Genomic DNA, 20,521 nt, shown 5'->3' on the forward strand with positions numbered 1-20,521 from the left:
GCGAATAGCCCACCCTCTCAACCGGCACCGCCGCGGGTTCTCAGACGTCGCCTGGCGAGGACGGCCCGACTGCCGTGTATTGGCATACATAAAGTCGGGCACCCGCAGTCCAGGCGGCGTCTGAGGTTCCGCTACCGGCACCGCCGCGCAACAGGACCGGAGACAGGTCCGAAGGGAAACGACTTCTTCGGTTGTCGTTGGTGGTTCTGTCATGTTGCGGTCGACTGCTCGCCGATCCGGGGAGCGACCGTGATGCGCGTGCGCACAGCGATCGTGACCGAGAGCTTCTTGCCGCAGATCAACGGGGTGACGAACTCGGTGCTGCGAGTGCTGGAGCACTTGCGCCGCCGAGGGGATTCAGCGCTGGTCATCGCGCCCGGCGCCGGTCCGGAGGAGTACGCGGGGTTCCCGGTGATCCGCCTGCCCGCGGTGGACCTGCCGGTGGTGTCGTCGTTGCCGATCGGTTTCCCGACGCGGCGCTTGCTGCGCGGGCTGCAGGACTTCCGGCCGGACGTCGTGCACCTCGCATCGCCGTTCGTGGTGGGCGCGCGGGGTTTGGCGGCGGCGCGGCGGTTGGGCGTGCCGACGGTCGCGGTCTACCAGACCGACGTCGCGGGTTTCGCCGAGTCGTACGGGTTGGGGCTGACCGCGCGGGCCGCGTGGCGCTGGATCCGGCGTCTGCACGGCGCCGCCGACCGGACGTTGGCGCCGTCGACGTGGGCTGTGGAAACGTTGCAGCAGCACGGGATTCCGCGCGTCCACCGGTGGGGTCGAGGCGTGGACACGGCGCGCTTCTCGCCGCAGCACCGGGATTCGGCTTGGCGTCGGGAGCTCGTCGGGGACGGCGAGCTGCTGGTCGGTTACGTCGGCCGCTTGGCGCCGGAGAAGCGCATCGAGCGGTTGGCGGCGCTGGGCGGGATGCCCGGTGTGCGGGTGGTCGTGGTGGGTGATGGCCCGGACCGCGAGCGGCTGGCCGGTGCGGTGCCGGACGCGGTGTTCCTCGGGCAGCGGACCGGGGACGACCTGGCGCGGATCTACGCGAGCCTCGACGTCTTCGTGCACACCGGCCCGCATGAGACGTTCTGCCAGGCGGTGCAGGAGGCGATGGCCTCGGGCGTGCCGGTCGTCGCCCCGGACGCGGGTGGTCCGCGCGACCTGGTCGACCACGGCCGCACCGGTTACCTGCTCCCGGCCCACGACGTCGACGTCCACGCGGAGGCGCTGCGCGAGGCGGTGGCGGCGCTGCGCGACGCCGACCGGCGGCGGCAGTTCGGCGCGGCTGCGCGCGAGGTCGTCCAAGGGCGTACCTGGCCTGCGCTGTGCCAGCAGTTGATCGGGCACTACGACGCGGTCACCGCGGGCGAGCAGCGGATGGCCGCCTGACCGGGGCGTGGTGGTCGACACGCGGGGTCAGGCACGTACGCTGCGGGTGTGTCTCGGGCAGGTTTGGACAAGGACCCTCGCGAAGTCGCCGCGATGTTCGACGGTGTGGCGCGCAGGTACGACCTGACCAACACGGTGCTGTCCTTCGGGCAGGACCGGCGGTGGCGGGAGATCACCAGGCGGGCGCTGTCGCCCAAGCGGGACGAGCGCGTGCTCGACCTGGCCGCCGGTAGCGGCGTGTCGACCGAGGAGTTCTCCCGGTCCGGCGCGTGGTGCGTCGCCGCGGACTTCTCGCTGGGCATGCTGTCGGTCGGCCGGCACCGCGGGGTGCCGATGGTCGCGGCGGATGCGCTGCGCCTGCCCTTCGCCGACGAGTCCTTCGACGCGGTGACGATCTCCTTCGGCCTGCGCAACCTGGTCGACACCGCGGCAGGCCTGCGGGAGATGCAGCGCGTGGTGCGCCCGGGCGGTCGCCTCGTGGTGTGCGAGTTCTCCACGCCGACCTGGCAGCCGTTCCGGACGATCTACATGAACTACTTGATGCGCGCGCTGCCGTCGATCGCCCGCGCGGTCTCGTCCAACCCGGACGCCTACGTCTACCTCGCCGAGTCGATCCGAGAGTGGCCTGACCAGCGCGAACTCGCGGAGCTGATCGCCGAGTCGGGCTGGACCAACGTCGCCTGGCGCAACCTCACCAGCGGCGTCGTAGCAGTCCACCGCGCCGTAAAGCCGTCCTGAGGTCCGCAAATTCCATTGAAATTGGATGTCCGATTTCCATTGAATTTGCGGAGCCGTGGAGGCGACTTGTCAGAGCCAGGTCGTTTCCGGGGGTAGTGGTGCTGCGGTGCGCTGGGCTCGGGTGATCGCCGCCATGAAGGCTTCCGCCGCCGCGGCCAGCGGGCGGTGCGGGTTCCGGACCACCGCGATGCGGCGGCTGGTTCCGGGTTCGCGCAGCGGGCGGTGTTCGAGCCCGGCGAACTGGACGAGCGGCAGCACCAGTCCCGGCATCACCGCCACCCCTAGTCCCGCTGCGACCAGGCCAGCGACGGTGCTGATGTTGCGGGATTCCAGGACCACGTCCGGGCGGGCCTTCGCGGCGGCGAAGGCGCGGTCGGCGTGCTGGCGGATGCTGCTGCTGGGGGCGAACGCGATGTGCGGCTGACCGGCCAGGTCGGTCCACTCGACGCCGCGCTTCTCGGCGAACGGGTGCTGCGGCGGGAAGACGCAGCAGAACCGGTCGGTGGCGATCGGTTTGACGTGCAGGTCCGGCAGCGGTTCGGCGACCACCGTGACGGCGAGGTCGACCGCGCCGGCGCGGACCTGGTGCAGCACCTCGTCCGACATGGCGTCCGCAATGGACAGATCCACTTCCGGATGCGCTGCGCGGTAGGCGGAGACCACCGGCGGCAGCAGGATCGCCGCGAGGGACGGCAGCGCCGCGATGCGCACCTGGCCGCGGTTGCCGGCGAGGAATCCCTCGAAGTGGTTGATCCCGGCGTCGAACTCCTCGATCACGTGCCGCGCCACCCGGCAGAACTCGACGCCCTCCGGGGTGGTGACGAGGTTGCGGGTGGTGCGCTCGAACAGCGTGATCCCGAGCCGTCGCTCGACCTCCCGGACGGCTCGGCTCATCGACGACTGGGCCAGGTGGAGCTGTTCGGCGGCGACCGTGAAGCTGCCCGCGTCGTGCACCGCCAGCACCAGCCGGAGCTGCTGCATCGTCAGATCCATGCGCACAGCTCATCAATCTATCATTAACTATTGCTTGACCGGCATGAGCGATGCGGATCACAGTGCCTTCGTTCGAGTACGGAGGTTGCCCATGCTCGCCGTCAGCGGATTCCTCACCGTCGGCGTCTTCCTGGCGCTGGTGCTGTCCCGCCGGGTTTCGGTGCTGTTCGCGCTCACCCTGGTCCCGATCGCCGCCGCCCTGGTCAGCGGGTTCGGCGGCCGGCTGGGCGGGTTGATCGCGGACGGCCTGGTCACCGTCGCCCCGGTCGCCATCATGATCACCTTCGCGGTGCTCTACTTCAGCCTGATGGTCGACACCGGGCTGTTCGACCCGGCGGTCGCCCGGATCCTGCGCTGGGCGGGCGGCGACCCGCTGAAGATCACCGTGGGCACCGCGTTGCTGACCCTGCTGGTCGCGCTGGACGGCGACGGGGCCTCCACGTTCCTGATCACGGTCTCCGCGCTGCTGCCGATCTACCAGCGCCTCGGCATGCGCCGGATCGTGCTGGCCGGGGTGATCTGCCTGGCCGCGGGCGTGATGAACATGGTGCCGTGGGGCGGTCCGACGGCCCGCGCGATGGCCGCGCTGCACCTGGACAGCGGTCAGCTGTTCCTGCCGGTCCTGCCGGCGATGGCCGCTGGTGTCCTGTGGGTGCTGGTGGCGGCTTACCTGATCGGCCGCGGCGAGCGGAAGCGGCTCGGCGTCGTCGAAGTGCCCGCCGTCGAGCGGGCCCGGCTGACCGGCGCGGACCGGGTGCGGTTCTGGATCAACGCGCTGCTGACGCTGGTGCTCGTGGGGTGCCTGCTGGCGCAGCTGGCCGACCTGGAGGTGCTGTTCCTGCTCGCCTTCCTGGTGGCGCTGCTGGTCAACCGGCCCTCGTGGGCCGCGCAGCAGGAGTTGTTCACCAAGCACGCCTACAACGTCGTGCTGGTCGTGGTGGTGATCTTCGCGGCGGGCGTGTTCACCGGGATCCTCACCGGAACCGGGATGATCCAGGCGATGGCCGAGGGGCTGGTCTCGGTCGTCCCGGACTCGGCGTCCGGGTTGCTGCCGGTGGCCACGGCGATCGCCAGCATGCCGCTCAGCCTGGTGTTCACCCCGGACGCCTTCTACTACGGGGTGGTCCCGGTGCTGGCCGAGACGACCGCGGCGCTCGGCGGGGACCCGGCCGCGATCGGCAGGGCGGCCATCCTCGGCCAGATGACCACCGGTTTCCCGCTCAGCCCGCTGACCGCTTCGACGTTCATCCTGCTCGGGATGAGCAAGGTCGACCTCGGCGAGCACCAGCGGTTCATCTTCAAGTGGGCGTTCGGGACCACGCTGGTGATGACCGCGGTCGCGCTGCTGACGGGGGTGTTGTGATGCGGATCGGGAGCGGGGCCGGGTTCGCCGGGGACCGGATCGAGCCGGCCGTGCAGCTGGCGGAGCGGGCCGAGCTGGACGACCTGGTGCTGGAGTGCCTGGCGGAGCGCACCATCGCGCTCGGGCAGCAGCGCCGGCTGCGGGACCCGGCGCTGGGCCACGACCCGCGGCTGCGGGCGAGGTTCCGGCCGCTGCTGCCGGTGGCCGTGGCGAACGGCGTCCGCGTGGTGACCAACATGGGCTCGGCGAACCCGCTGGCAGCGGGCGAGGTCACCCGGGACCTGCTGGTGGGGTCGGGGCTGCGCGGGCGGATCGCGGTGGTCACCGGCGACGACGTGCTGGACCGGCTGGACCTGCGGCGCCCGGCGCTGGAGGACGGCGTCGCCTTGGCCGACCACGGCGAGGTCGTGTCGGCCAACGCCTACCTCGGCGCCGACGCCCTGCTCCCGGCGCTGGACACCGGCGCTGACGTGGTGCTGACCGGCCGGGTCGCGGACCCGTCGCTGTTCCTCGCGCCGATGGCGCACCGGCTGGGCTGGGACCTCGACGACTGGCCGCGCGTCGCGGCCGGAACCCTGGTCGGGCACGTCCTGGAGTGCGCGGGCCAGGTCACCGGTGGTTACTTCGCCGACCCCGGGGTCAAGGACGTGCCGGACCTCGCCGACCTCGGGTTCCCCTACGCCGAGGTGGAGTCCGACGGCTCCGCGGTCGTCGGCAAGCTCCCGGGCACCGGCGGTGTCGTCTCCACCGCGACCGTGCGCGAGCAGCTGCTCTACGAGGTGACCGATCCGACGGGCTACCGGACGCCCGACGTGGTGCTGGACTTCCGCGAGGTGCGGGCGGACCAGGTCGCAGCCGACCGGGTCCGGATCGGCGGCGCCGTCGGCCGGCCCCGGCCCGCGGACCTGAAGGTCAGCGTCGGCTACCGGGCCGGGCACCGCGCGGAGTGCGGCATCACCTACGCCGGCCCGAACGCCGCCCGCCGGGCCCGCCTCGCGGCGGACGTCGTCACCACCCGGCTGCGCGGCACCGGGCTGCGCATCCGCGCGGACGTCCTGGGCGCGCTCGGGGAATCGGGCGAGCTGACCGGCGAGTGCCGGTTGCGGGTGGCCGCGCTGGCGCCGGATCCGGAGGCGGCGGACCTGGTGTGCCACGAGGTCGAATCGCTCTACACCAACGGACCGGCCGGGGGCGGCGGTGTGCGCACCGACGTCCGGGAGGTGATCGGCATCGTGTCGACGCTGATCCCCCGAGCCGAGGTGGACACCCGCGTGACCGTGCTGGAGGCCGACGGTGCTGCTGCATGACATCGCCCACTGCCGGGCCGGGGACAAGGGCGACACCTCGACGTTGTCGCTGTTCCCGCACCGCGACGAGGACTACGAGCTGCTGGTCCGGGAGGTGACCGCGGAGCGGGTGCGCGAGCACCTGGCCGTCCGCGGCGAGGTCCTGCGCTGCGAGCTGCCGAACCTCCGCGCCCTGCAGTTCACCTGCCACCAAGCCCTCGACGGCGGCGTGACGACCTCGCTGGCCCTGGACACCCACGGCAAGACCCTCAGCTCCCGCCTGCTGGCCATGCCGCTCGGGGCGCCTGATCGGGCGGTTCAGGGGGCCCACCTGGGGTGATGGTCACTCGGGTGGCGTAGTTCGAGGGGTCGATCGCGGCCTATGTCCGGCATAAACTCGGAGTTAGTGAACTCGTTCACAAGCGGGTTCCCCGGTGCGGTCAGCCGGGAGGGGTGGCCGCACCGCGCGATGCACTAGCTCAAGGAGTGTCATGACCAGCGCCACCAGCCGCCGCCGACCGGACGACGACGCCGAGGTGATCGTCGTCGGTGCCGGGCCGGCCGGATCGACGGCTGCGACGTACCTGGCCCGGGCGGGCCTGGACGTCCTGCTTCTGGAGAAGAGCGTCTTCCCGCGGGAGAAGGTCTGCGGCGACGGCATCACCCCGCGAGGCGTCAAGCAGCTCATCGACCTCGGCATCGACACCCGCGAGGAGGCGGGCTGGCTGCACAACCGCGGCCTGCGCGTGGTCGGCGGCGGGGTGCGGATCGAGCTCGACTGGCCGAGCCTGGCCAGCTTCCCGCCGTACGGGGTGGTGCGGCCCCGCAACGACTTCGACGACCTGCTCGCCCGCAACGCCCAGCGGGCCGGGGCGCGGCTGCTCCAGCAGACCACGGTGACCGGCGCGGTCACCGACGAGAAGACCGGCCGGATCACCGGCGTCACCGCCAAGGCCGGGCCGGAGCGCACCCCGGTCACCTACCGGGCGCCGCTGGTGGTGGCCTGCGACGGGGTCTCCGCGCGGCTGGCGCTGTCGGTGGGCATCGAGAAGCGCGAGGACCGCCCGATGGGCGTGGCCGTGCGGCGCTACTACACCAGCCCGCGGACCAAGGACGACTTCCTGGAGTCGCACCTGGAGCTGTGGGACCGGTCGGGCCCGGGCGAGCCGGCGCTGATGCCGGGCTACGGCTGGATCTTCGGCATGGGCGACGGGACGGTGAACGTCGGGCTGGGCATCCTGTCCACCTCCAAGGCCTACGGCAAGACCGACTACCGCCAGTTGCTGCGCTCCTGGCTGGACGGCACCCCGGAGGAGTGGGGCTTCCGCGAGGAGAACGCGACCGGGCGGATCGGCGGTGCCGCGCTGCCGATGGGCTTCAACCGGACGCCGCACTACCGCAACGGGTTGCTGCTGGTCGGCGACGCGGGCGGGATGGTCAACCCGTTCAACGGCGAGGGCATCGCCTATGCGATGGAATCTGCTGCTCTGGCGGCTGAATGCGTGGTGCACGCGCTGGCCCGTCCGGCCGGCTACTCCAGGGAGCAGGCGCTGAGCCGGTACCCGGTGGCCGTGCAGCAGGCGCTGGGCGGTTACTTCCGGCTCGGCAACATCTTCAGCAAGTTGATTGGCAATCCGGTGGTGATGCGGACGGCCACGAAGCACGGTCTACCGAGGACCACGTTGATGCGTTTCGTGTTGAAGCTGTTGGCAAATCTCCACGACGAGAAGGGCGGAGACGCCATGGACCGTGTGATCAGCGCCACTACTCGTCTCACCCCTAGCGCCTGATGGCACAGATCTGGTCAGATGTGCGAGCAAGTGTGCGAGAGGTCATAAAGTTAGGTTCGCCTCACTACGGATTCGATACGATCGACCGCATAGAGTGCGCACCGACGCCGAAGACGTGAGCTTCGTCTCGGCGGGGGTCGCCGAAGGAGGGCAGCGGAATGCTCGATCCCTACATCCCGCTCGTGCTGTTGTTCGCGTTGGCGTTCGCCTTCGCGCTGTTCTCGGTCACGATCGCCCCCCTCGTCGGCCCCCGCCGGTACAACAAGGCCAAGCTCGACGCCTACGAGTGCGGCATCGAACCCTCGCCGCAGCCGGTGATCGGCGGCGGCCGGATGCCGGTGGCCTACTACCTGACCGCGATGTTGTTCATCCTCTTCGACATCGAGATGGTCTTCCTCTACCCGTTCGCGGTCTCCGCGGACGCCCTGGGCCTGTTCGGCGTGATCGAGATCGTCCTGTTCATCGCCACCGTCGGTTTCGCCTACATATACGTGTGGCGCCGCGGCGGCCTGGACTGGAACTGACCGGGGGCGAGCGGAGATGCGCACCGGCCCCAGCACCAGGAAGGCGAGCAGCGCCGCGGTGGACGCGCGCAGCAGCTCCGCCCCGAACGTGACCGACCCCGGTGAGCTGATCGGGAAAACCGGGGAACATCACCAGGTTTCGCGACTTTCAAGCAAGGTGACCACCCTCCGACGGAAGAGGAGTTGGTGATGGGGCTGGAGCAGTCGTTGCCCAACGGCATCCTGTTGGCCAACGTGGAGAAGCTCGTCAACTGGACGCGGAAGACCTCGATGTGGCCCGCCACGTTCGGTCTGGCCTGCTGCGCCATCGAGATGATGACGGTCGGCGGTTCCCGCTACGACATCGCGAGATTCGGCATGGAGCGGTTCTCCGCGACACCGCGGCAGGCGGATCTGATGATCGTGGCCGGACGCGTCACCAACAAGATGGCGCCGGTGCTGCGGCAGATCTACGACCAGATGCCGGAGCCGCGCTGGGTGCTGGCGATGGGGGTGTGCGCCTCCACCGGCGGCATGTTCAACAACTACGCCGTGGTGCAGGGCGTGGACCACGTCGTTCCGGTGGACATGTACCTGCCGGGGTGCCCGCCGCGGCCGGAGATGCTGCTGGACGCGATCCTCAAGCTGCACGCCAAGATCATGGACGAGCCGATCAACGCCAAGCGCGCGCAGATCAAGCTGGAGAGCGGCGAGCGCACCCCGATGATCCCGTCCTCCGAGCGGTACGCGCCGAAGAACGCGGCGCAGCGGCGGCGCGCGGAGCGGCAGCAGGCCGCGCAGCGCCGGGAGATGGGCTCCGATCCGTCGACGGGGGCGTTCGCGGATTCGCCGCAGCGGCCCCGCGAGCTCAAAGCGGGCAGGTGAGTTCGGTTGGCTGACAACGAATCCAAGCAGAGCTGGGCGGTGGAACCGGCCCGGCACTCCGGCCCGGTGGCCGGGCGGGCGCGCCAGGGCATGTTCGGCGTGCGCGGCTCGGGCGACACCTCCGGCTTCGGCGGGCTGCGGTTGCCGGCCTACGTGCCGTCGGCCGCGGAACGCCCCTACGGCGGCTGGTTCGACGAGGTGGCGGACGCGCTGTTCGACGCGCTCGGCGCGCAGGGGCTGCCCGCGGACACCGTGCAGCAGGTGACCGTCGACCGCGGCGAGATCACCTTCTACGTGCGCCGCGAGCACCTGCTCGAGGTCTGCCGGACGTTGCGCGACGACCCGGCGCTGCGGTTCGAGCTGTGCAGCTCGGTGTCCGGCGTGGACTACGGGCCGGAGGTGCCGCAGCGGCTGCACTCGGTCTGCCACCTGACGTCGATGACCTACCGGCGGCGGATCCGGGTGGAAGTAGCGGTGGACGTGGAGGATCCGCACGTTCCGTCCGTCGTCGAGGTGTACCCGACGGCGGACTTCCAGGAGCGCGAGGCGTGGGACATGTTCGGGATCGTCTACGACGGCCACCCGGCGCTGACCCGGATCCTGATGCCGGACGACTGGGACGGCCACCCGCAGCGCAAGGACTACCCGCTGGGCGGGATCCCGGTCGAGTACAAGGGCGCCGAGATCCCACCACCAGACCAGCGCAGGTCGTACTCGTGATGGCCGGGGCGCGCAGGTTTTCCGCGATTCCAACGGAAATCGCGTTCCCGGAGGGCGGCGGCACCGCGGAGAGGTGTTGGAGATGAGTACCGAATCACTGGCCGGTACCGGGCTCGGCGACCCCGAGGCCGCCGAAGCCAGGGAGACCACCGAGGGCCGGGTCTACACCGTCACCGGTGGGGACTGGGACGAGTTCATCGACGAGACCTCCGGCGAGGAGCGCGTCGTCATCAACCTCGGCCCGCAGCACCCGTCGACGCACGGCGTGCTCCGGCTGGTGCTGGAGCTGGAGGGCGAGACCGTCACCAAGGCCCGCTCGGTGATCGGCTACCTGCACACCGGCATCGAGAAGAACACCGAGTACCGGACCTGGACCCAGGGCGTCACCTTCGTGACGCGGATGGACTACCTGGCGCCGCTGTACAACGAGGCCGCCTACTGCCTCGGGATCGAGAAGCTGCTGGGCATCGAGGCACCGCCGCGGGCCCAGACGTTCCGGGTGATGCTCATGGAGCTCAACCGGATCTCCTCGCACCTGGTGTTCCTGGCGACCGGCGCGATGGAGCTCGGCGCGACCACCGGCATGACCTTCGGCTTCCGGGAGCGCGAAGAGGTCCTGCACCTGCTGGAGTTCCTCACCGGTCTGCGGATGAACCACGCGTTCATCCGGCCGGGCGGCACCGCCCAGGACCTGCCGGACGGTTGGCAGCAGAAGGTGCTGTCGTTCATCGAGGTGATGGACTCGCGGCTGCCGTCCTACGACAAGCTGTTCACCGGCCAGCCGATCTGGAAGCAGCGCCTGAAGGACGTCGGCTTCCTGCCGCTGGACGGCTGCCTGCAGCTGGGCGTCACCGGACCGCTGCTGCGCTCGGCCGGACTGGCCTGGGACCTGCGCAAGATCGAGCCGTACTGCGGTTACGAGGACTACGAGTTCGAGGTGCCGACCAGCACCGATGCCGACTGCTACGCCCGGTACGTGCTGCGGCTGGAGGAGATCCACCAGTCGCTGAAGATCATCCGGCAGTGCGTGGACAAGATGGAGCCCGGCTCGCACATGGTCGACGACGCCAAGATCGCCTGGCCGTCGAAGCTGAGCATCGGTCCGGACGGCATGGGCAACTCGCTGGAGCACGTCCGCAAGATCATGGGTCAGTCGATGGAATCGCTGATCCACCACTTCAAGCTGGTGACCGAGGGCTTCGACGTCCCGCCGGGCCAGGTCTACTCGCCGGTGGAGTCGCCGCGCGGCGAGCTCGGCGTGCACCTGGTCTCCGACGGCGGCACCCGGCCGATGCGGGTGCACGTCCGGGAACCCAGCTTCGTGAACCTGCAGGCGATGCCCGCGATGTGCGAAGGCGGACTGGTGGCCGACGTGATCGCGGCGGTCGCCTCCATCGACCCGGTGATGGGCGGGGTGGATCGATGACCGAGCAGTTCGAGTTCACCACGACGGAAGACGCGGCCAACGCCGTGGACACGTCGGTGTTCGACGCGAAGACGCGCGCCGAGGCGCAGCAGATCATCGCGCGCTACCCGGAGTCCCGGTCCGCGCTGCTGCCGATGCTGCACCTCGTGCAGTCGGTGCAGGGGCACGTCAGCGCGGCGGGGATCCAGTTCTGCGCCGACCAGCTGGCGCTGTCCACCGCGGAGGTCAGCGCGGTCGCGACGTTCTACACGATGTACAAGCGCAAGCCGTGCGGTCAGCACCTGGTCAGCGTGTGCACCAACACGATGTGCGCGGCGCTGGGCGGCGATGCGATCTACCGCAAGCTCGGCGAGCACTTGGGCGTCGGGCACGACGAGACCGCCGGCACCCCGGGCGAGGAGGGCTCGATCACCCTCGAGCACGCCGAGTGCTTGGCGGCCTGCGACCTCGCGCCGGTGATGCAGGTGAACTACGAGTACTTCGACAACCAGACGCCCGAAGGGGCGCTGGACGTGGTGAAGGCCTTGCAGCGCGGGGAGAAACCGGCGCCGACGCGCGGTCCGGCGCTGTCGGACTTCCGGGGTGCGGAGCGCCAGCTCGCCGGGTTCTTCGACGACCTCGAGTCCACTGTGGCCGGTCCGTCCGCGGCGGTCGAGACGGTGCGCGGCGCGCAGCTGGCCAACGAGCGCGGCTGGACCGCGCCGAGCATGCCCGACGACGTGGAACTGCCGCCGGTGCCGGAGAAGAAGTGAGGGTGCAATGACGCGACCAAGCATCAGCCCGGTGACCCCGGTCCTGACCAAGCGGTGGCTGTCGCCGAACTCCTGGACCCTGCGCACCTACGAGCAGCTCGAGGGCTACACCGCGCTGCCCAAGGCCCTCAAGGGCACTCCCGACCAGCTCGTCGAGCTGGTCAAGTCGGCCGGGTTGCGCGGTCGCGGCGGGGCCGGGTTCCCGGCCGGCGTGAAGTGGAGCTTCATGCCGAAGGAACCGACCAAGCCGCACTACCTGGTGATCAACGCCGACGAGGGCGAGCCGGGGACCTGCAAGGACATCCCGCTGATGATGGCCGACCCGCACTCGCTGATCGAGGGTTGCATCATCGCCAGCTACGCGATGCGCGCCAACCACTGCATGATCTACGTGCGCGGTGAGGCGCTGCACCCGATCCGGCGGCTGAACAACGCGGTGCGCGAGGCCTACCAGGCCGGTTACCTGGGCAAGAACATCCTGGACTCCGGGTTCGACCTGGACATCGTGGTGCACGCGGGTGCCGGCGCCTACATCTGCGGCGAGGAGACCGCGCTGCTGGACTCGCTGGAGGGCAAGCGCGGGCAGCCGCGGCTCAAGCCGCCGTTCCCCGCCGCCGCGGGTCTCTACGCCTGCCCGACCACGGTGAACAACGTCGAGACCATCGCGAGCGTGCCCTACATCGTCAACGGCGGCGCCGAGTGGTTCCGCAAGATGGGCAGCGAGAAGTCGCCGGGCCCGAAGATCTACTCGATCTCCGGGCACGTGGAGCGGCCGGGCCAGTACGAGGCGCCGCTGGGCACCACGCTGCGGGAGCTGCTGGAGCTGGCGGGCGGCATGAAGGACGGCGTCCCGCTGAAGTTCTGGACGCCGGGCGGTTCGTCGACGCCGATGTTCACCGCCGAGCACCTGGACGTGCCGCTGGACTTCGAGGGCGCGGCCGAATCCGGGTCGATGCTGGGCACCACCGCGGTGATGGTGTTCAACGAGACGGTGTCCGTGCCGTGGGCCGTGATGAAGTGGACCCAGTTCTACGAGCACGAGTCCTGCGGCAAGTGCACTCCCTGCCGCGAAGGCACCTACTGGCTCGCGCAGGTGCTGGAGCGGATGGTCGAGGGGCACGGCACCGAGGAGGACATCGACACCCTCCTGGACGTCTGCGACAACATCTTCGGCCGCTCGTTCTGCGCCCTCGGCGACGGCGCGGTGAGCCCGATCGTCAGCGGCATCAAGTACTTCCGCGAGGAGTTCCTCGCGCTGTGCGAGAAGAACAAGACCGGTCAGCAGGAACTGGTAGGAGCGGCCCGATGACGATGGCGCCAGAGTCCGAAGCCCGCCCGGTGCCGGAGGGCTACGTCCGCCTGACCATCGACGGGATCGAGGTCGAGGCGCCCAAGGGCGAGCTGCTGATCCGCACCGCGGAGCGGATGGGCATCACCATCCCGCGCTTCTGCGACCACCCGCTGCTGGACCCCGCGGGGGCCTGCCGGCAGTGCCTGGTCGAGGTGGAGATGGGCGGGCGGCCGATGCCCAAGCCGCAGGCCTCCTGCACGATGACCGTCGCCGACGGCATGGTGGTCAAGACGCAGCGGACCTCGCCGGTGGCGGACAAGGCGCAGCAGGGCGTGATGGAGCTGCTGCTGATCAACCACCCGCTGGACTGCCCGATCTGCGACAAGGGCGGCGAGTGCCCGCTGCAGAACCAGGCGCTCAAGCACGGCCGGGCCGATTCCCGCTTCCACGACACCAAGCGGACCTTCGCCAAGCCGGTGCCGATCTCCTCGCAGGTGCTGCTGGACCGCGAGCGCTGCGTGCTGTGCCAGCGCTGCACCCGGTTCTCCAAGCAGATCGCCGGTGACCCGTTCATCGAGCTGCTGGAGCGCGGGGCGCTGCAGCAGATCGGCATCGGCGAGCAGCAGCCGTTCCAGTCCTACTTCTCCGGCAACACCATCCAGATCTGCCCGGTGGGGGCGCTGACCAGCGCGGCCTACCGGTTCCGGTCGCGGCCGTTCGACCTGGTGTCCACGCCGGGCCAGTGCGAGCACTGCGCCTCGGGCTGCGAGATCCGCAACGACTGGCGGCGCGGCAAGGTGATGCGCCGGCTGGCCGCGGACGACCCGGAGGTCAACGAGGAGTGGATCTGCGACAAGGGCCGGTTCGCGTTCCGCTACGCCACCGCCGCTGACCGCATCACCCGCCCGTTGGTGCGGGAGAACGGCCAGCTCCGCGAGGCCTCCTGGACCGAGGCGTTGCAGGCCGCGGCGAAGGGCTTGACCGAGGCGCGCGACGCCGGCGGTGTCGGCGTGCTGCCCGGTGGCCGGTTGACCGTCGAGGACGCCTACTCGTACTCGAAGTTCGCGCGGATCGCCTTGCGCACCAACGACATCGACTTCCGGGCGCGGGCGCACTCCGACGAGGAGCTGCAGTTCCTCGGGTCCACTGTGGTCGGTACGACGCCGGGGACCGGGGTCACCTACCGGGAGCTGGAGTCCGCGCCCGCGGTGCTGTGCGTGGCCTTCGAACCGGAGGAGGAGTCGCCGATCGTCTTCCTGCGGCTGCGCAAGGCCGCCCGCAAGGGCAAGACGAAGGTGTTCCACCTCGGGCAGTGGGTCTCGCCGGGCGTGGAGAAGACCACGGTCATCACGCACAACGGCGGTCCGGTCCGGACCGGCGAGCTGGTCCCGTGCACGCCGGGCGGAGAAGCCGCCGCGCTGCGATCGCTCCCGCCCGAGGTGGAGGAATCCCTCCAGCAGCAGGGTGCGGTGCTGGTCGTCGGCGAGCGCGCGGCGGAGGTTCCCGGGCTGTACTCGGAGATCCTGCGCGCCGCGCAGCGGACCGGTGCTCGCGTCGCCTGGATCCCGCGTCGAGCGGGCGAGCGCGGTGCGCTCGAAGCAGGTGCGCTGCCGACGCTGCTGCCCGGTGGCCGGCCGGTCGCGGACGCCGCGGCCCGCGCCGAGCTGGAGCAGGCCTGGGGCGCACCGCTGCCCGCAGCGGTCGGACGCGACCTCACCGGAATCCTCGCCGCCGCCGCATCCGGAGCGCTGTCCGGCCTGGTCGTCGGCGGTGTCGACCCGAACGACCTGCCCGATCCGGCGCTCGCCGAGCAGGCCCTGCGCAGCGCGGACTTCGTGGTCAGCCTGGAGCTGCGGCCCAGCGCGGTCACCGAGCACGCCGACGTGGTGCTGCCCATCGCGCCGAGCGTCGAGAAGTCCGGCAGCTACCTGAACTGGGAAGGCCGCCGCCGCGAGTTCCGCACCACCATCGAGGGCACCGGGGCGCTGCCGGACTGCCGGGTCCTGGACACCCTCGCGGTGGAGATGGACGCCGACCTGTTCACCCAGACCCCGGCCGCCGCGGCAGCTGAGCTCGACCGCATCGGCCCGAACACCGGCGCCGGACTGCCCGCCCCGGACGTCCCGGCGTCCACCGCTCCGGTCCCCGGTCCCGAGCAGGCGGTGCTCGCGACCTGGCGGCAGCTGCTCGACAACGGCTCGATGCAGGCCGAGGAGCCGAGCCTGGCCGGCACCGCGCGCAGCGCCGTCGCGGTGATCTCGCCGCGCACCGCGCAGCGCATCGAGCTCGGCCACGCGCAGCGCGTCGAGGTCCGCACCGCGAGGGGCGCGATCGTGCTGCCGGTGCAGCTCGCCGAGATGCCCGACGACGTGGTGTGGCTGCCCAGCGATTCCGGCACCTCGCAGGTGCACCGGGCGCTCGGCGTCGGGCACGGCGCTCTCGTCGACATCGCCGCCACCTCGCCGATGACCCCCGCGGCCAGCAACGGCCACGGCACCACCCACCTCAACGGGGGGAGAGCATGACCCCAACCGCGGAACTGCTCGCCGACGATCCGCTCTGGTTGATCCTGCTGAAGGTCGTCGCGATCTTCGTCTTCCTGGTCGTCATGACGCTGCTGACGATCTGGGCGGAGCGCCGGGTGATCGGCCGGATGCAGCACCGGCCGGGCCCGAACCGGGCCGGCCCGTTCGGCCTCCTGCAGTCGCTGGCCGACGGCCTGAAGCTGGCGTTCAAGGAGGACATCCGCCCGGTCCTGGCCGACAAGTGGGTCTACTTCCTGGCCCCGGTGATCTCGGCGACGCCCGCGCTGGTGTCGTTCTCGGTGATCCCGATCGGCCCCGAGGTGACCATCTTCGGCGAGCGCACCGCCCTGCAGCTGGTGGACCTGCCGGTCGGCCTGCTGGTGGTGCTGGCCTGCGCGTCGGTCGGCGTGTACGGCATCGTGCTGGCCGGCTGGGCGTCCGGGTCGCCGTACCCGTTGCTCGGCTCGCTGCGCTCGGCGGCGCAGGTGATCTCCTACGAGATCGCGATGGGCCTGTCGTTCGTCGCGGTGATCATGTACTCGGGGACGCTGTCCACCTCGGGCATCGTCGACGCCCAGACCAACGGCTGGTTCGCATTCCTGCTGCCGTTCAGCTTCGTGGTCTACGTGATCGCGATGGTCGGTGAGACCAACCGTGCCCCGTTCGACCTCCCGGAAGCGGAGTCCGAGCTGGTCGGCGGCTTCCACACCGAGTACTCGTCGCTGAAGTTCGCGCTGTTCTTCCTCGCCGAGTACATCAACATGGTCACCGTTTCGGCGCTGGCGACCACGCTGTTCCTCGGCGGCTGGCACGCACCGTGGCCGCTGTCGATGATCGGCGACGGGGTGCTCAACACCGGTTGGTGGCCGGTGCTGTGGTTCCTCGGCAAGACGCTGGCGTTCCTGTTCTTCTTCATCTGGCTGCGCGGCACGCTGCCCCGCCTCCGCTACGACCAGTTCATGAACCTGGGCTGGAAGGTGCTGGTGCCCTGCAGCCTGCTGTGGATCATCGCGGTGACGGTGATCCGCGCGGTGCGCAACGACGAAGCGGTCACCACGCAGCAGTTCCTCATCGGCGGCGCCGTCGTGATCGCGGTGCTGCTGGTGGCCACGTTCCTGATCCCGGACCGCCGTCCGGAGAAGGACACCGACGAAGTGCCGCTGTCGGGCAGCGGTTACCCGATCCCGCCGCTCGACCTGCAGGTCCCCGAGGCCCCGCCGCGCCCCACCCCGGTGCGCTCCGGTGCCGCGGGCGAGGTCGAGCGCGCGGAGGGCGAGGAGGCGCCGCATGGGAATGTTTGATCCGATCAAGGGCTTCGGCGTCACCTTCTCGACGATGTTCAAGAAGGTGGTCACCGAGGAGTACCCGGAGGTCAAGAAGATCCCGGCGCCGCGGTTCCACGGCCGCCACCAGCTCAACCGGCACCCGGACGGGCTGGAGAAGTGCGTGGGCTGCGAGCTGTGCGCTTGGGCGTGCCCGGCCGACGCGATCTTCGTGGAGGGCGGGGACAACACCGAGGAAGAGCGCTACTCGCCCGGTGAGCGCTACGGCAAGGACTACCAGATCAACTACCTGCGCTGCATCGGTTGCGGGTTGTGCATCGAGGCGTGCCCGACGCGGGCGCTGACGATGACCAACGAGTACGAGACCGCGGACGACAACCGCCAGGACCTGATCTACACCAAGGAAGACATGCTGGCGCCGCTGCTGCCCGGCATGGAACAGCCTCCGCACCCGATGCGGCTGGGCGAGGACGAGCAGGACTACTACGTCCGCGGTCCCGAGCTCGCCCGGCAGCGGGGGATCCCGGCGGAGGAGACGGTCGAGTCCGGGCACGAGGAGGCCGGGAGATGACCCTCGAAACCGCGCAGTTCCTGGTGCAGGCGCAGGGTGCCACCATCGGTGCCGGTGAGACCGCGGCCTTCTGGATCCTGGGGCCGCTGGCGCTGGTCGGCGCGCTGGGCATGGTCTTCGCGCGCAACGCGGTGCACTCCGCGCTGTTCCTGGTGCTGACGATGCTGTGCCTCGGCGTGCTCTACATGGCGCAGAGCGCCCAGTTCCTCGGGTTCACGCAGATCATCGTCTACACCGGCGCGATCATGATGCTGTTCCTGTTCGTGCTGATGATGGTCGGCCGCGACTCCTCCGACTCGGTGGTGGAAGTCCTGCGCGGGCAACGGTTGTGGGCCGGCATCGGCGGCATCGGCCTGGCCGCGCTGCTGGTGTCCGGGCTGGCCCGGGCGCTCGTCGACGTGCCGGTCGCCGCACCGCTGAACCCGTGGACGCCGCAGGGCGGTGGCGCGGGCGGCCTCGGTCGGCTGATCTTCACCGAGTACCTGTTCCCGTTCGAGCTGACCTCGGCGCTGCTGATCACCGCCGCGGTCGGGGCGATGGTGCTGGCCTACGGCGGCAAGGGACGCGGTCCGAAGCTGAGCCAGAAGGAGCGCGCCAACGCCCGCTTCCGCAGCGCCCGCCCGTCGCCGCTGCCCGGCCCCGGCGTGTACGCCACCACGAACTCGGTGGCCGTCCCCGCGCTGCTGCCGGACGGTTCGGTGGCGCCGGAGTCGCTGTCCGAGCTGCTGGAGAACCTGCCCGCCGACCGGCTCGGCGAAGAACGCCGGGCCGTTGCGGGAGATACCGCCGGGCCCGACCCGCACGCGCTGACCGCCGGGCACCACGAGGAGTCGCCCGACGTGCCCGAGCAGCAGGCGGCGGAGCCGCGCACCAACGGGTCGAACAACGGCCACGAGTCCGAGCACGCCCCATCCGAGGAGGTCCGGCAGTGACCCCCACGTACTACCTGCTGCTGTCGGCGCTGCTGTTCACCATCGGCGCGGTCGGCGTCCTGGTGCGGCGCAACGCGATCGTGGTGTTCATGTGCGTCGAGCTGATGCTCAACGCGGTCAACCTGACGTTGGTGACCTTCGCCCGCATCGAGGGCTCGGTGCACGGGCAGGTCATGGCCTTCTTCGTGATGGTGGTCGCGGCGGCCGAGGTGGTGGTCGGCCTGGCCATCATCATGTCGATCTTCCGGACGCGTCGCTCGGCCTCGGTCGATGACGCCAACCTGCTGAAGTACTGAGAGGGCGCGTGGTGACGGCAATGATGACTACCGGGGCCTTCCTCGCCGGGACCAACCCGGACGTGACCAGCGCGGCCGGTGCGGTCCAGGAGAGCGCCTGGCTGCTGGTCGCCTTCCCCGCGCTGGGCGCGCTGGTCCTGCTCGTCGCCGGGCGCCGGGCCAACGGGTGGGGGCACGTCCTCGGTTGCGCCACGGTGATCGCGTCCTTCGTCTACGGCCTCCTGCTGTTCTCCTCCATCGCCGGGATGCCGGCGACCGGGCAGATCCGGGAACTGCACATGTTCTCCTGGATCCCGGTCAACGAGCTGCAGGTCGACTTCGGGCTCCGGATGGATCCGCTGTCGATGGTGTTCGTGCTGCTGATCACCGGTGTCGGATCGCTGATCCACATCTACTCGATCGGCTACATGGCGCACGACCAGGAAGGCCGCAGCGGCCGGGACAACACCGAGCGGCGCCGGTTCTTCGCCTACCTGAACCTGTTCGTCGCCGCGATGCTGGTCCTGGTGCTGGGCAACAGCTTCGTGACGCTGTACCTGGGCTGGGAGGGCGTCGGTCTCGCCTCCTACCTGCTGATCGGCTTCTGGCAGGGCCGCCCGTCGGCGGCCGCGGCGGCGACCAAGGCGTTCGTGATGAACCGGGTCGGCGACGTCGGCCTGGCGCTGGCGATCTTCCTGCTGTTCGCGAACCTGGGCACCACGCAGTACACCGAGGTCTTCGCCCGCGCCGGTGAGCTCTCGCCGGGCGTGCTGCTGGCCATCACGCTGCTGCTGTTGCTGGGCGCCTGCGGCAAGTCCGGTCAGGTTCCGCTGCAGGCGTGGTTGCCGGACGCGATGGAAGGCCCCACCCCGGTTTCCGCGCTCATCCACGCGGCCACGATGGTCACCGCGGGCGTGTACCTGATCGCCCGCGCCAACCCGCTGTTCACGCTCTCGCCGGGCGGGCAGCTGGCGGTCACCATCGTCGGTGCGGTGACCCTGCTGGTCGGGTGCGTCATCGGTTGCGCCTACGACGACATCAAGAAGGTCCTGGCGTACTCCACGGTCAGCCAGATCGGCTACATGATGCTGGCCGTCGGGCTCGGCCCGGCCGGGTACGCGCTGGGCATCATGCACCTGCTCACCCACGGCTTCTTCAAGGCCGGGCTGTTCCTCGGCGCCGGTTCGGTGATGCACGGCATGAACGACGAGGTCGACATGCGCAAGTTCGGCGGCCTCGCCCGGTACATGCCGATCACCTTCGCCACCTTCGGGCTCGGCTACCTGGCGCTGATCGGGTTCCCGTTCCTGTCCGGCTTCTACTCGAAGGACGCCATCATCGAGGCGGCGTTCGGCCAGGAGGGCTGGCGCGGTCTGGTGTTCGGCGGCGCGGCGCTGCTGGGTGCGGGCCTCACCGCGTTCTACATGACCCGCCTGGTGCTCATGACGTTCTTCGGCGAGAAGCGCTGGAAGGACCTGAAGGCCGGCAACGGCAAGGACTTCCACCCGCACGAGTCGCCGACGGTGATGACCGCGCCGATGATCGTGCTGGCCGTCGGTTCGGTGGCGGCGGGCATGTTCTTCGCCGGTGGCGACCGGCTGGTGACCTGGCTGACGCCGTCGCTCGGCGAGCTCCAGGAATCCGGGCACAGCGCCGTTCCGCACGCGCTGATCCCGATCCTGACCGTGGCGATCTCCGCGCTGGGCGTGCTGGTCGCGTGCCCCGTCCGGAACGCGATGTGCGCCGCGGCGAGCCGCGGCTCGACCACCAGCACCGCCTGCACCTCGGCGTCGCCGACCGGCACA

Annotated in this window: 19 protein-coding genes; 18 read left to right on the top strand and 1 reads right to left on the bottom strand. The window is 70.3% G+C overall.

Annotated features, from left to right (window positions below; translation table 11 throughout):
* Positions 1 to 252 precede the first annotated feature (252 nt).
* Together ABTZ89_RS16860 and ABTZ89_RS16865 are read left to right on the top strand one after the other, a co-directional pair.
* The gene (locus ABTZ89_RS16860) at positions 253 to 1,383 is read left to right on the top strand and encodes a glycosyltransferase family 4 protein (RefSeq protein ID WP_502949557.1); all 1,131 of its coding nucleotides are present in this window, start codon (positions 253 to 255) and stop codon (positions 1,381 to 1,383) included.
* A gap of 48 nt (positions 1,384 to 1,431) precedes the next feature.
* Positions 1,432 to 2,121 (top strand): demethylmenaquinone methyltransferase, encoded by a 690-nt coding sequence (locus tag ABTZ89_RS16865; protein ID WP_270953807.1) that lies wholly within the window; start codon positions 1,432 to 1,434, stop codon positions 2,119 to 2,121.
* A 69-nt stretch (positions 2,122 to 2,190) separates the two neighbouring features.
* On the opposite strand, the gene ABTZ89_RS16870 is transcribed toward ABTZ89_RS16865, so the two are convergent.
* A complete protein-coding gene (locus tag ABTZ89_RS16870) occupies positions 2,191 to 3,114 on the bottom strand; it encodes a LysR family transcriptional regulator (protein WP_351045462.1) in 924 nt (307 codons plus the stop codon).
* Positions 3,115 to 3,205: 91 nt separating this feature from the next.
* On the opposite strand from ABTZ89_RS16870, the gene ABTZ89_RS16875 reads away from it, so the two are divergent.
* The 16 genes from ABTZ89_RS16875 to nuoL form a co-directional block, all read left to right on the top strand.
* Entirely contained in the window at positions 3,206 to 4,477 is a 1,272-nt protein-coding gene (locus ABTZ89_RS16875; protein ID WP_351045465.1) for a CitMHS family transporter, read from the top strand.
* A complete protein-coding gene (locus ABTZ89_RS16880) occupies positions 4,477 to 5,784 on the top strand; it encodes an acyclic terpene utilization AtuA family protein (RefSeq protein ID WP_351045468.1) in 1,308 nt (435 codons plus the stop codon). Before ABTZ89_RS16875 ends, ABTZ89_RS16880 begins: the two co-directional genes overlap by 1 nt.
* Positions 5,771 to 6,103 (top strand): AtuA-related protein, encoded by a 333-nt coding sequence (locus ABTZ89_RS16885; protein ID WP_270953811.1) that lies wholly within the window; start codon positions 5,771 to 5,773, stop codon positions 6,101 to 6,103. Before ABTZ89_RS16880 ends, ABTZ89_RS16885 begins: the two co-directional genes overlap by 14 nt.
* Positions 6,104 to 6,254: 151 nt before the next feature.
* On the top strand, positions 6,255 to 7,553 hold the full coding sequence (locus tag ABTZ89_RS16890) for a geranylgeranyl reductase family protein (protein WP_270953812.1): 1,299 nt from the start codon (positions 6,255 to 6,257) through the stop codon (positions 7,551 to 7,553).
* Positions 7,554 to 7,711: 158 nt separating this feature from the next.
* Positions 7,712 to 8,077 carry an NADH-quinone oxidoreductase subunit A gene (locus ABTZ89_RS16895; RefSeq protein WP_270953813.1) on the top strand — a complete coding sequence of 122 codons (366 nt, stop codon included), beginning with the start codon at positions 7,712 to 7,714 and terminating at the stop codon, positions 8,075 to 8,077.
* A gap of 189 nt (positions 8,078 to 8,266) precedes the next feature.
* Positions 8,267 to 8,941 carry a NuoB/complex I 20 kDa subunit family protein gene (locus ABTZ89_RS16900; RefSeq protein WP_270953814.1) on the top strand — a complete coding sequence of 225 codons (675 nt, stop codon included), beginning with the start codon at positions 8,267 to 8,269 and terminating at the stop codon, positions 8,939 to 8,941.
* 6 nt (positions 8,942 to 8,947) lie between these two features.
* The gene (locus tag ABTZ89_RS16905) at positions 8,948 to 9,661 is read left to right on the top strand and encodes an NADH-quinone oxidoreductase subunit C (RefSeq protein WP_270953815.1); all 714 of its coding nucleotides are present in this window, start codon (positions 8,948 to 8,950) and stop codon (positions 9,659 to 9,661) included.
* 82 nt (positions 9,662 to 9,743) lie between these two features.
* The gene (locus tag ABTZ89_RS16910; RefSeq protein WP_270953816.1) at positions 9,744 to 11,087 is read left to right on the top strand and encodes an NADH-quinone oxidoreductase subunit D; all 1,344 of its coding nucleotides are present in this window, start codon (positions 9,744 to 9,746) and stop codon (positions 11,085 to 11,087) included.
* Positions 11,084 to 11,839: an NADH-quinone oxidoreductase subunit NuoE gene (nuoE, locus tag ABTZ89_RS16915; protein ID WP_270953817.1), complete on the top strand. Its 756-nt coding sequence runs from the start codon at positions 11,084 to 11,086 to the stop codon at positions 11,837 to 11,839. Before ABTZ89_RS16910 ends, nuoE begins: the two co-directional genes overlap by 4 nt.
* 7 nt (positions 11,840 to 11,846) lie before the next feature.
* Positions 11,847 to 13,148 (top strand): NADH-quinone oxidoreductase subunit NuoF, encoded by a 1,302-nt coding sequence (nuoF, locus tag ABTZ89_RS16920; RefSeq protein WP_351045475.1) that lies wholly within the window; start codon positions 11,847 to 11,849, stop codon positions 13,146 to 13,148.
* Positions 13,145 to 15,655: an NADH-quinone oxidoreductase subunit G gene (locus ABTZ89_RS16925; protein WP_351045478.1), complete on the top strand. Its 2,511-nt coding sequence runs from the start codon at positions 13,145 to 13,147 to the stop codon at positions 15,653 to 15,655. Before nuoF ends, ABTZ89_RS16925 begins: the two co-directional genes overlap by 4 nt.
* On the top strand, positions 15,652 to 16,956 hold the full coding sequence (gene nuoH / locus ABTZ89_RS16930; protein WP_351045481.1) for an NADH-quinone oxidoreductase subunit NuoH: 1,305 nt from the start codon (positions 15,652 to 15,654) through the stop codon (positions 16,954 to 16,956). Before ABTZ89_RS16925 ends, nuoH begins: the two co-directional genes overlap by 4 nt.
* Complete coding sequence (gene nuoI, locus ABTZ89_RS16935) at positions 16,943 to 17,509, top strand: NADH-quinone oxidoreductase subunit NuoI (protein WP_270947521.1); 567 nt, start codon at positions 16,943 to 16,945, stop codon at positions 17,507 to 17,509. The genes nuoH and nuoI overlap by 14 nt, the downstream gene beginning before the upstream one ends.
* Positions 17,506 to 18,441 (top strand): NADH-quinone oxidoreductase subunit J, encoded by a 936-nt coding sequence (locus ABTZ89_RS16940; protein WP_270947522.1) that lies wholly within the window; start codon positions 17,506 to 17,508, stop codon positions 18,439 to 18,441. Before nuoI ends, ABTZ89_RS16940 begins: the two co-directional genes overlap by 4 nt.
* Positions 18,438 to 18,737 (top strand): NADH-quinone oxidoreductase subunit NuoK, encoded by a 300-nt coding sequence (nuoK, locus tag ABTZ89_RS16945; RefSeq protein WP_270947525.1) that lies wholly within the window; start codon positions 18,438 to 18,440, stop codon positions 18,735 to 18,737. The genes ABTZ89_RS16940 and nuoK overlap by 4 nt, the downstream gene beginning before the upstream one ends.
* A gap of 20 nt (positions 18,738 to 18,757) precedes the next feature.
* A partial coding sequence (gene nuoL, locus ABTZ89_RS16950; RefSeq protein ID WP_502949558.1) for an NADH-quinone oxidoreductase subunit L occupies positions 18,758 to 20,521 on the top strand: 1,764 nt, incomplete at its 3' end.

This window comes from Saccharopolyspora sp. NPDC002686, assembly GCF_040295745.1.
GTDB classification, from domain to species: Bacteria; Actinomycetota; Actinomycetes; order Mycobacteriales; family Pseudonocardiaceae; genus Saccharopolyspora; species Saccharopolyspora oryzae.

Excerpts from the sequence above, each read along its gene's own strand:
- ABTZ89_RS16860 (WP_502949557.1), top strand. The coding sequence starts at position 253 with ATGCGCGTGCGCACAGCGATCGTGACCGAGAGCTTCTTGCCGCAGATC.
- ABTZ89_RS16870 (WP_351045462.1), bottom strand. The coding sequence starts at position 3,114 with ATGGATCTGACGATGCAGCAGCTCCGGCTGGTGCTGGCGGTGCACGAC.
- ABTZ89_RS16875 (WP_351045465.1), top strand. The coding sequence starts at position 3,206 with ATGCTCGCCGTCAGCGGATTCCTCACCGTCGGCGTCTTCCTGGCGCTG.
- ABTZ89_RS16880 (WP_351045468.1), top strand. The coding sequence starts at position 4,477 with ATGCGGATCGGGAGCGGGGCCGGGTTCGCCGGGGACCGGATCGAGCCG.
- ABTZ89_RS16890 (WP_270953812.1), top strand. The coding sequence starts at position 6,255 with ATGACCAGCGCCACCAGCCGCCGCCGACCGGACGACGACGCCGAGGTG.
- ABTZ89_RS16895 (WP_270953813.1), top strand. The coding sequence starts at position 7,712 with ATGCTCGATCCCTACATCCCGCTCGTGCTGTTGTTCGCGTTGGCGTTC.
- ABTZ89_RS16900 (WP_270953814.1), top strand. The coding sequence starts at position 8,267 with ATGGGGCTGGAGCAGTCGTTGCCCAACGGCATCCTGTTGGCCAACGTG.
- ABTZ89_RS16910 (WP_270953816.1), top strand. The coding sequence starts at position 9,744 with ATGAGTACCGAATCACTGGCCGGTACCGGGCTCGGCGACCCCGAGGCC.
- nuoE (WP_270953817.1), top strand. The coding sequence starts at position 11,084 with ATGACCGAGCAGTTCGAGTTCACCACGACGGAAGACGCGGCCAACGCC.
- nuoF (WP_351045475.1), top strand. The coding sequence starts at position 11,847 with ATGACGCGACCAAGCATCAGCCCGGTGACCCCGGTCCTGACCAAGCGG.
- ABTZ89_RS16925 (WP_351045478.1), top strand. The coding sequence starts at position 13,145 with ATGACGATGGCGCCAGAGTCCGAAGCCCGCCCGGTGCCGGAGGGCTAC.
- nuoH (WP_351045481.1), top strand. The coding sequence starts at position 15,652 with ATGACCCCAACCGCGGAACTGCTCGCCGACGATCCGCTCTGGTTGATC.
- nuoI (WP_270947521.1), top strand. The coding sequence starts at position 16,943 with ATGGGAATGTTTGATCCGATCAAGGGCTTCGGCGTCACCTTCTCGACG.
- ABTZ89_RS16940 (WP_270947522.1), top strand. The coding sequence starts at position 17,506 with ATGACCCTCGAAACCGCGCAGTTCCTGGTGCAGGCGCAGGGTGCCACC.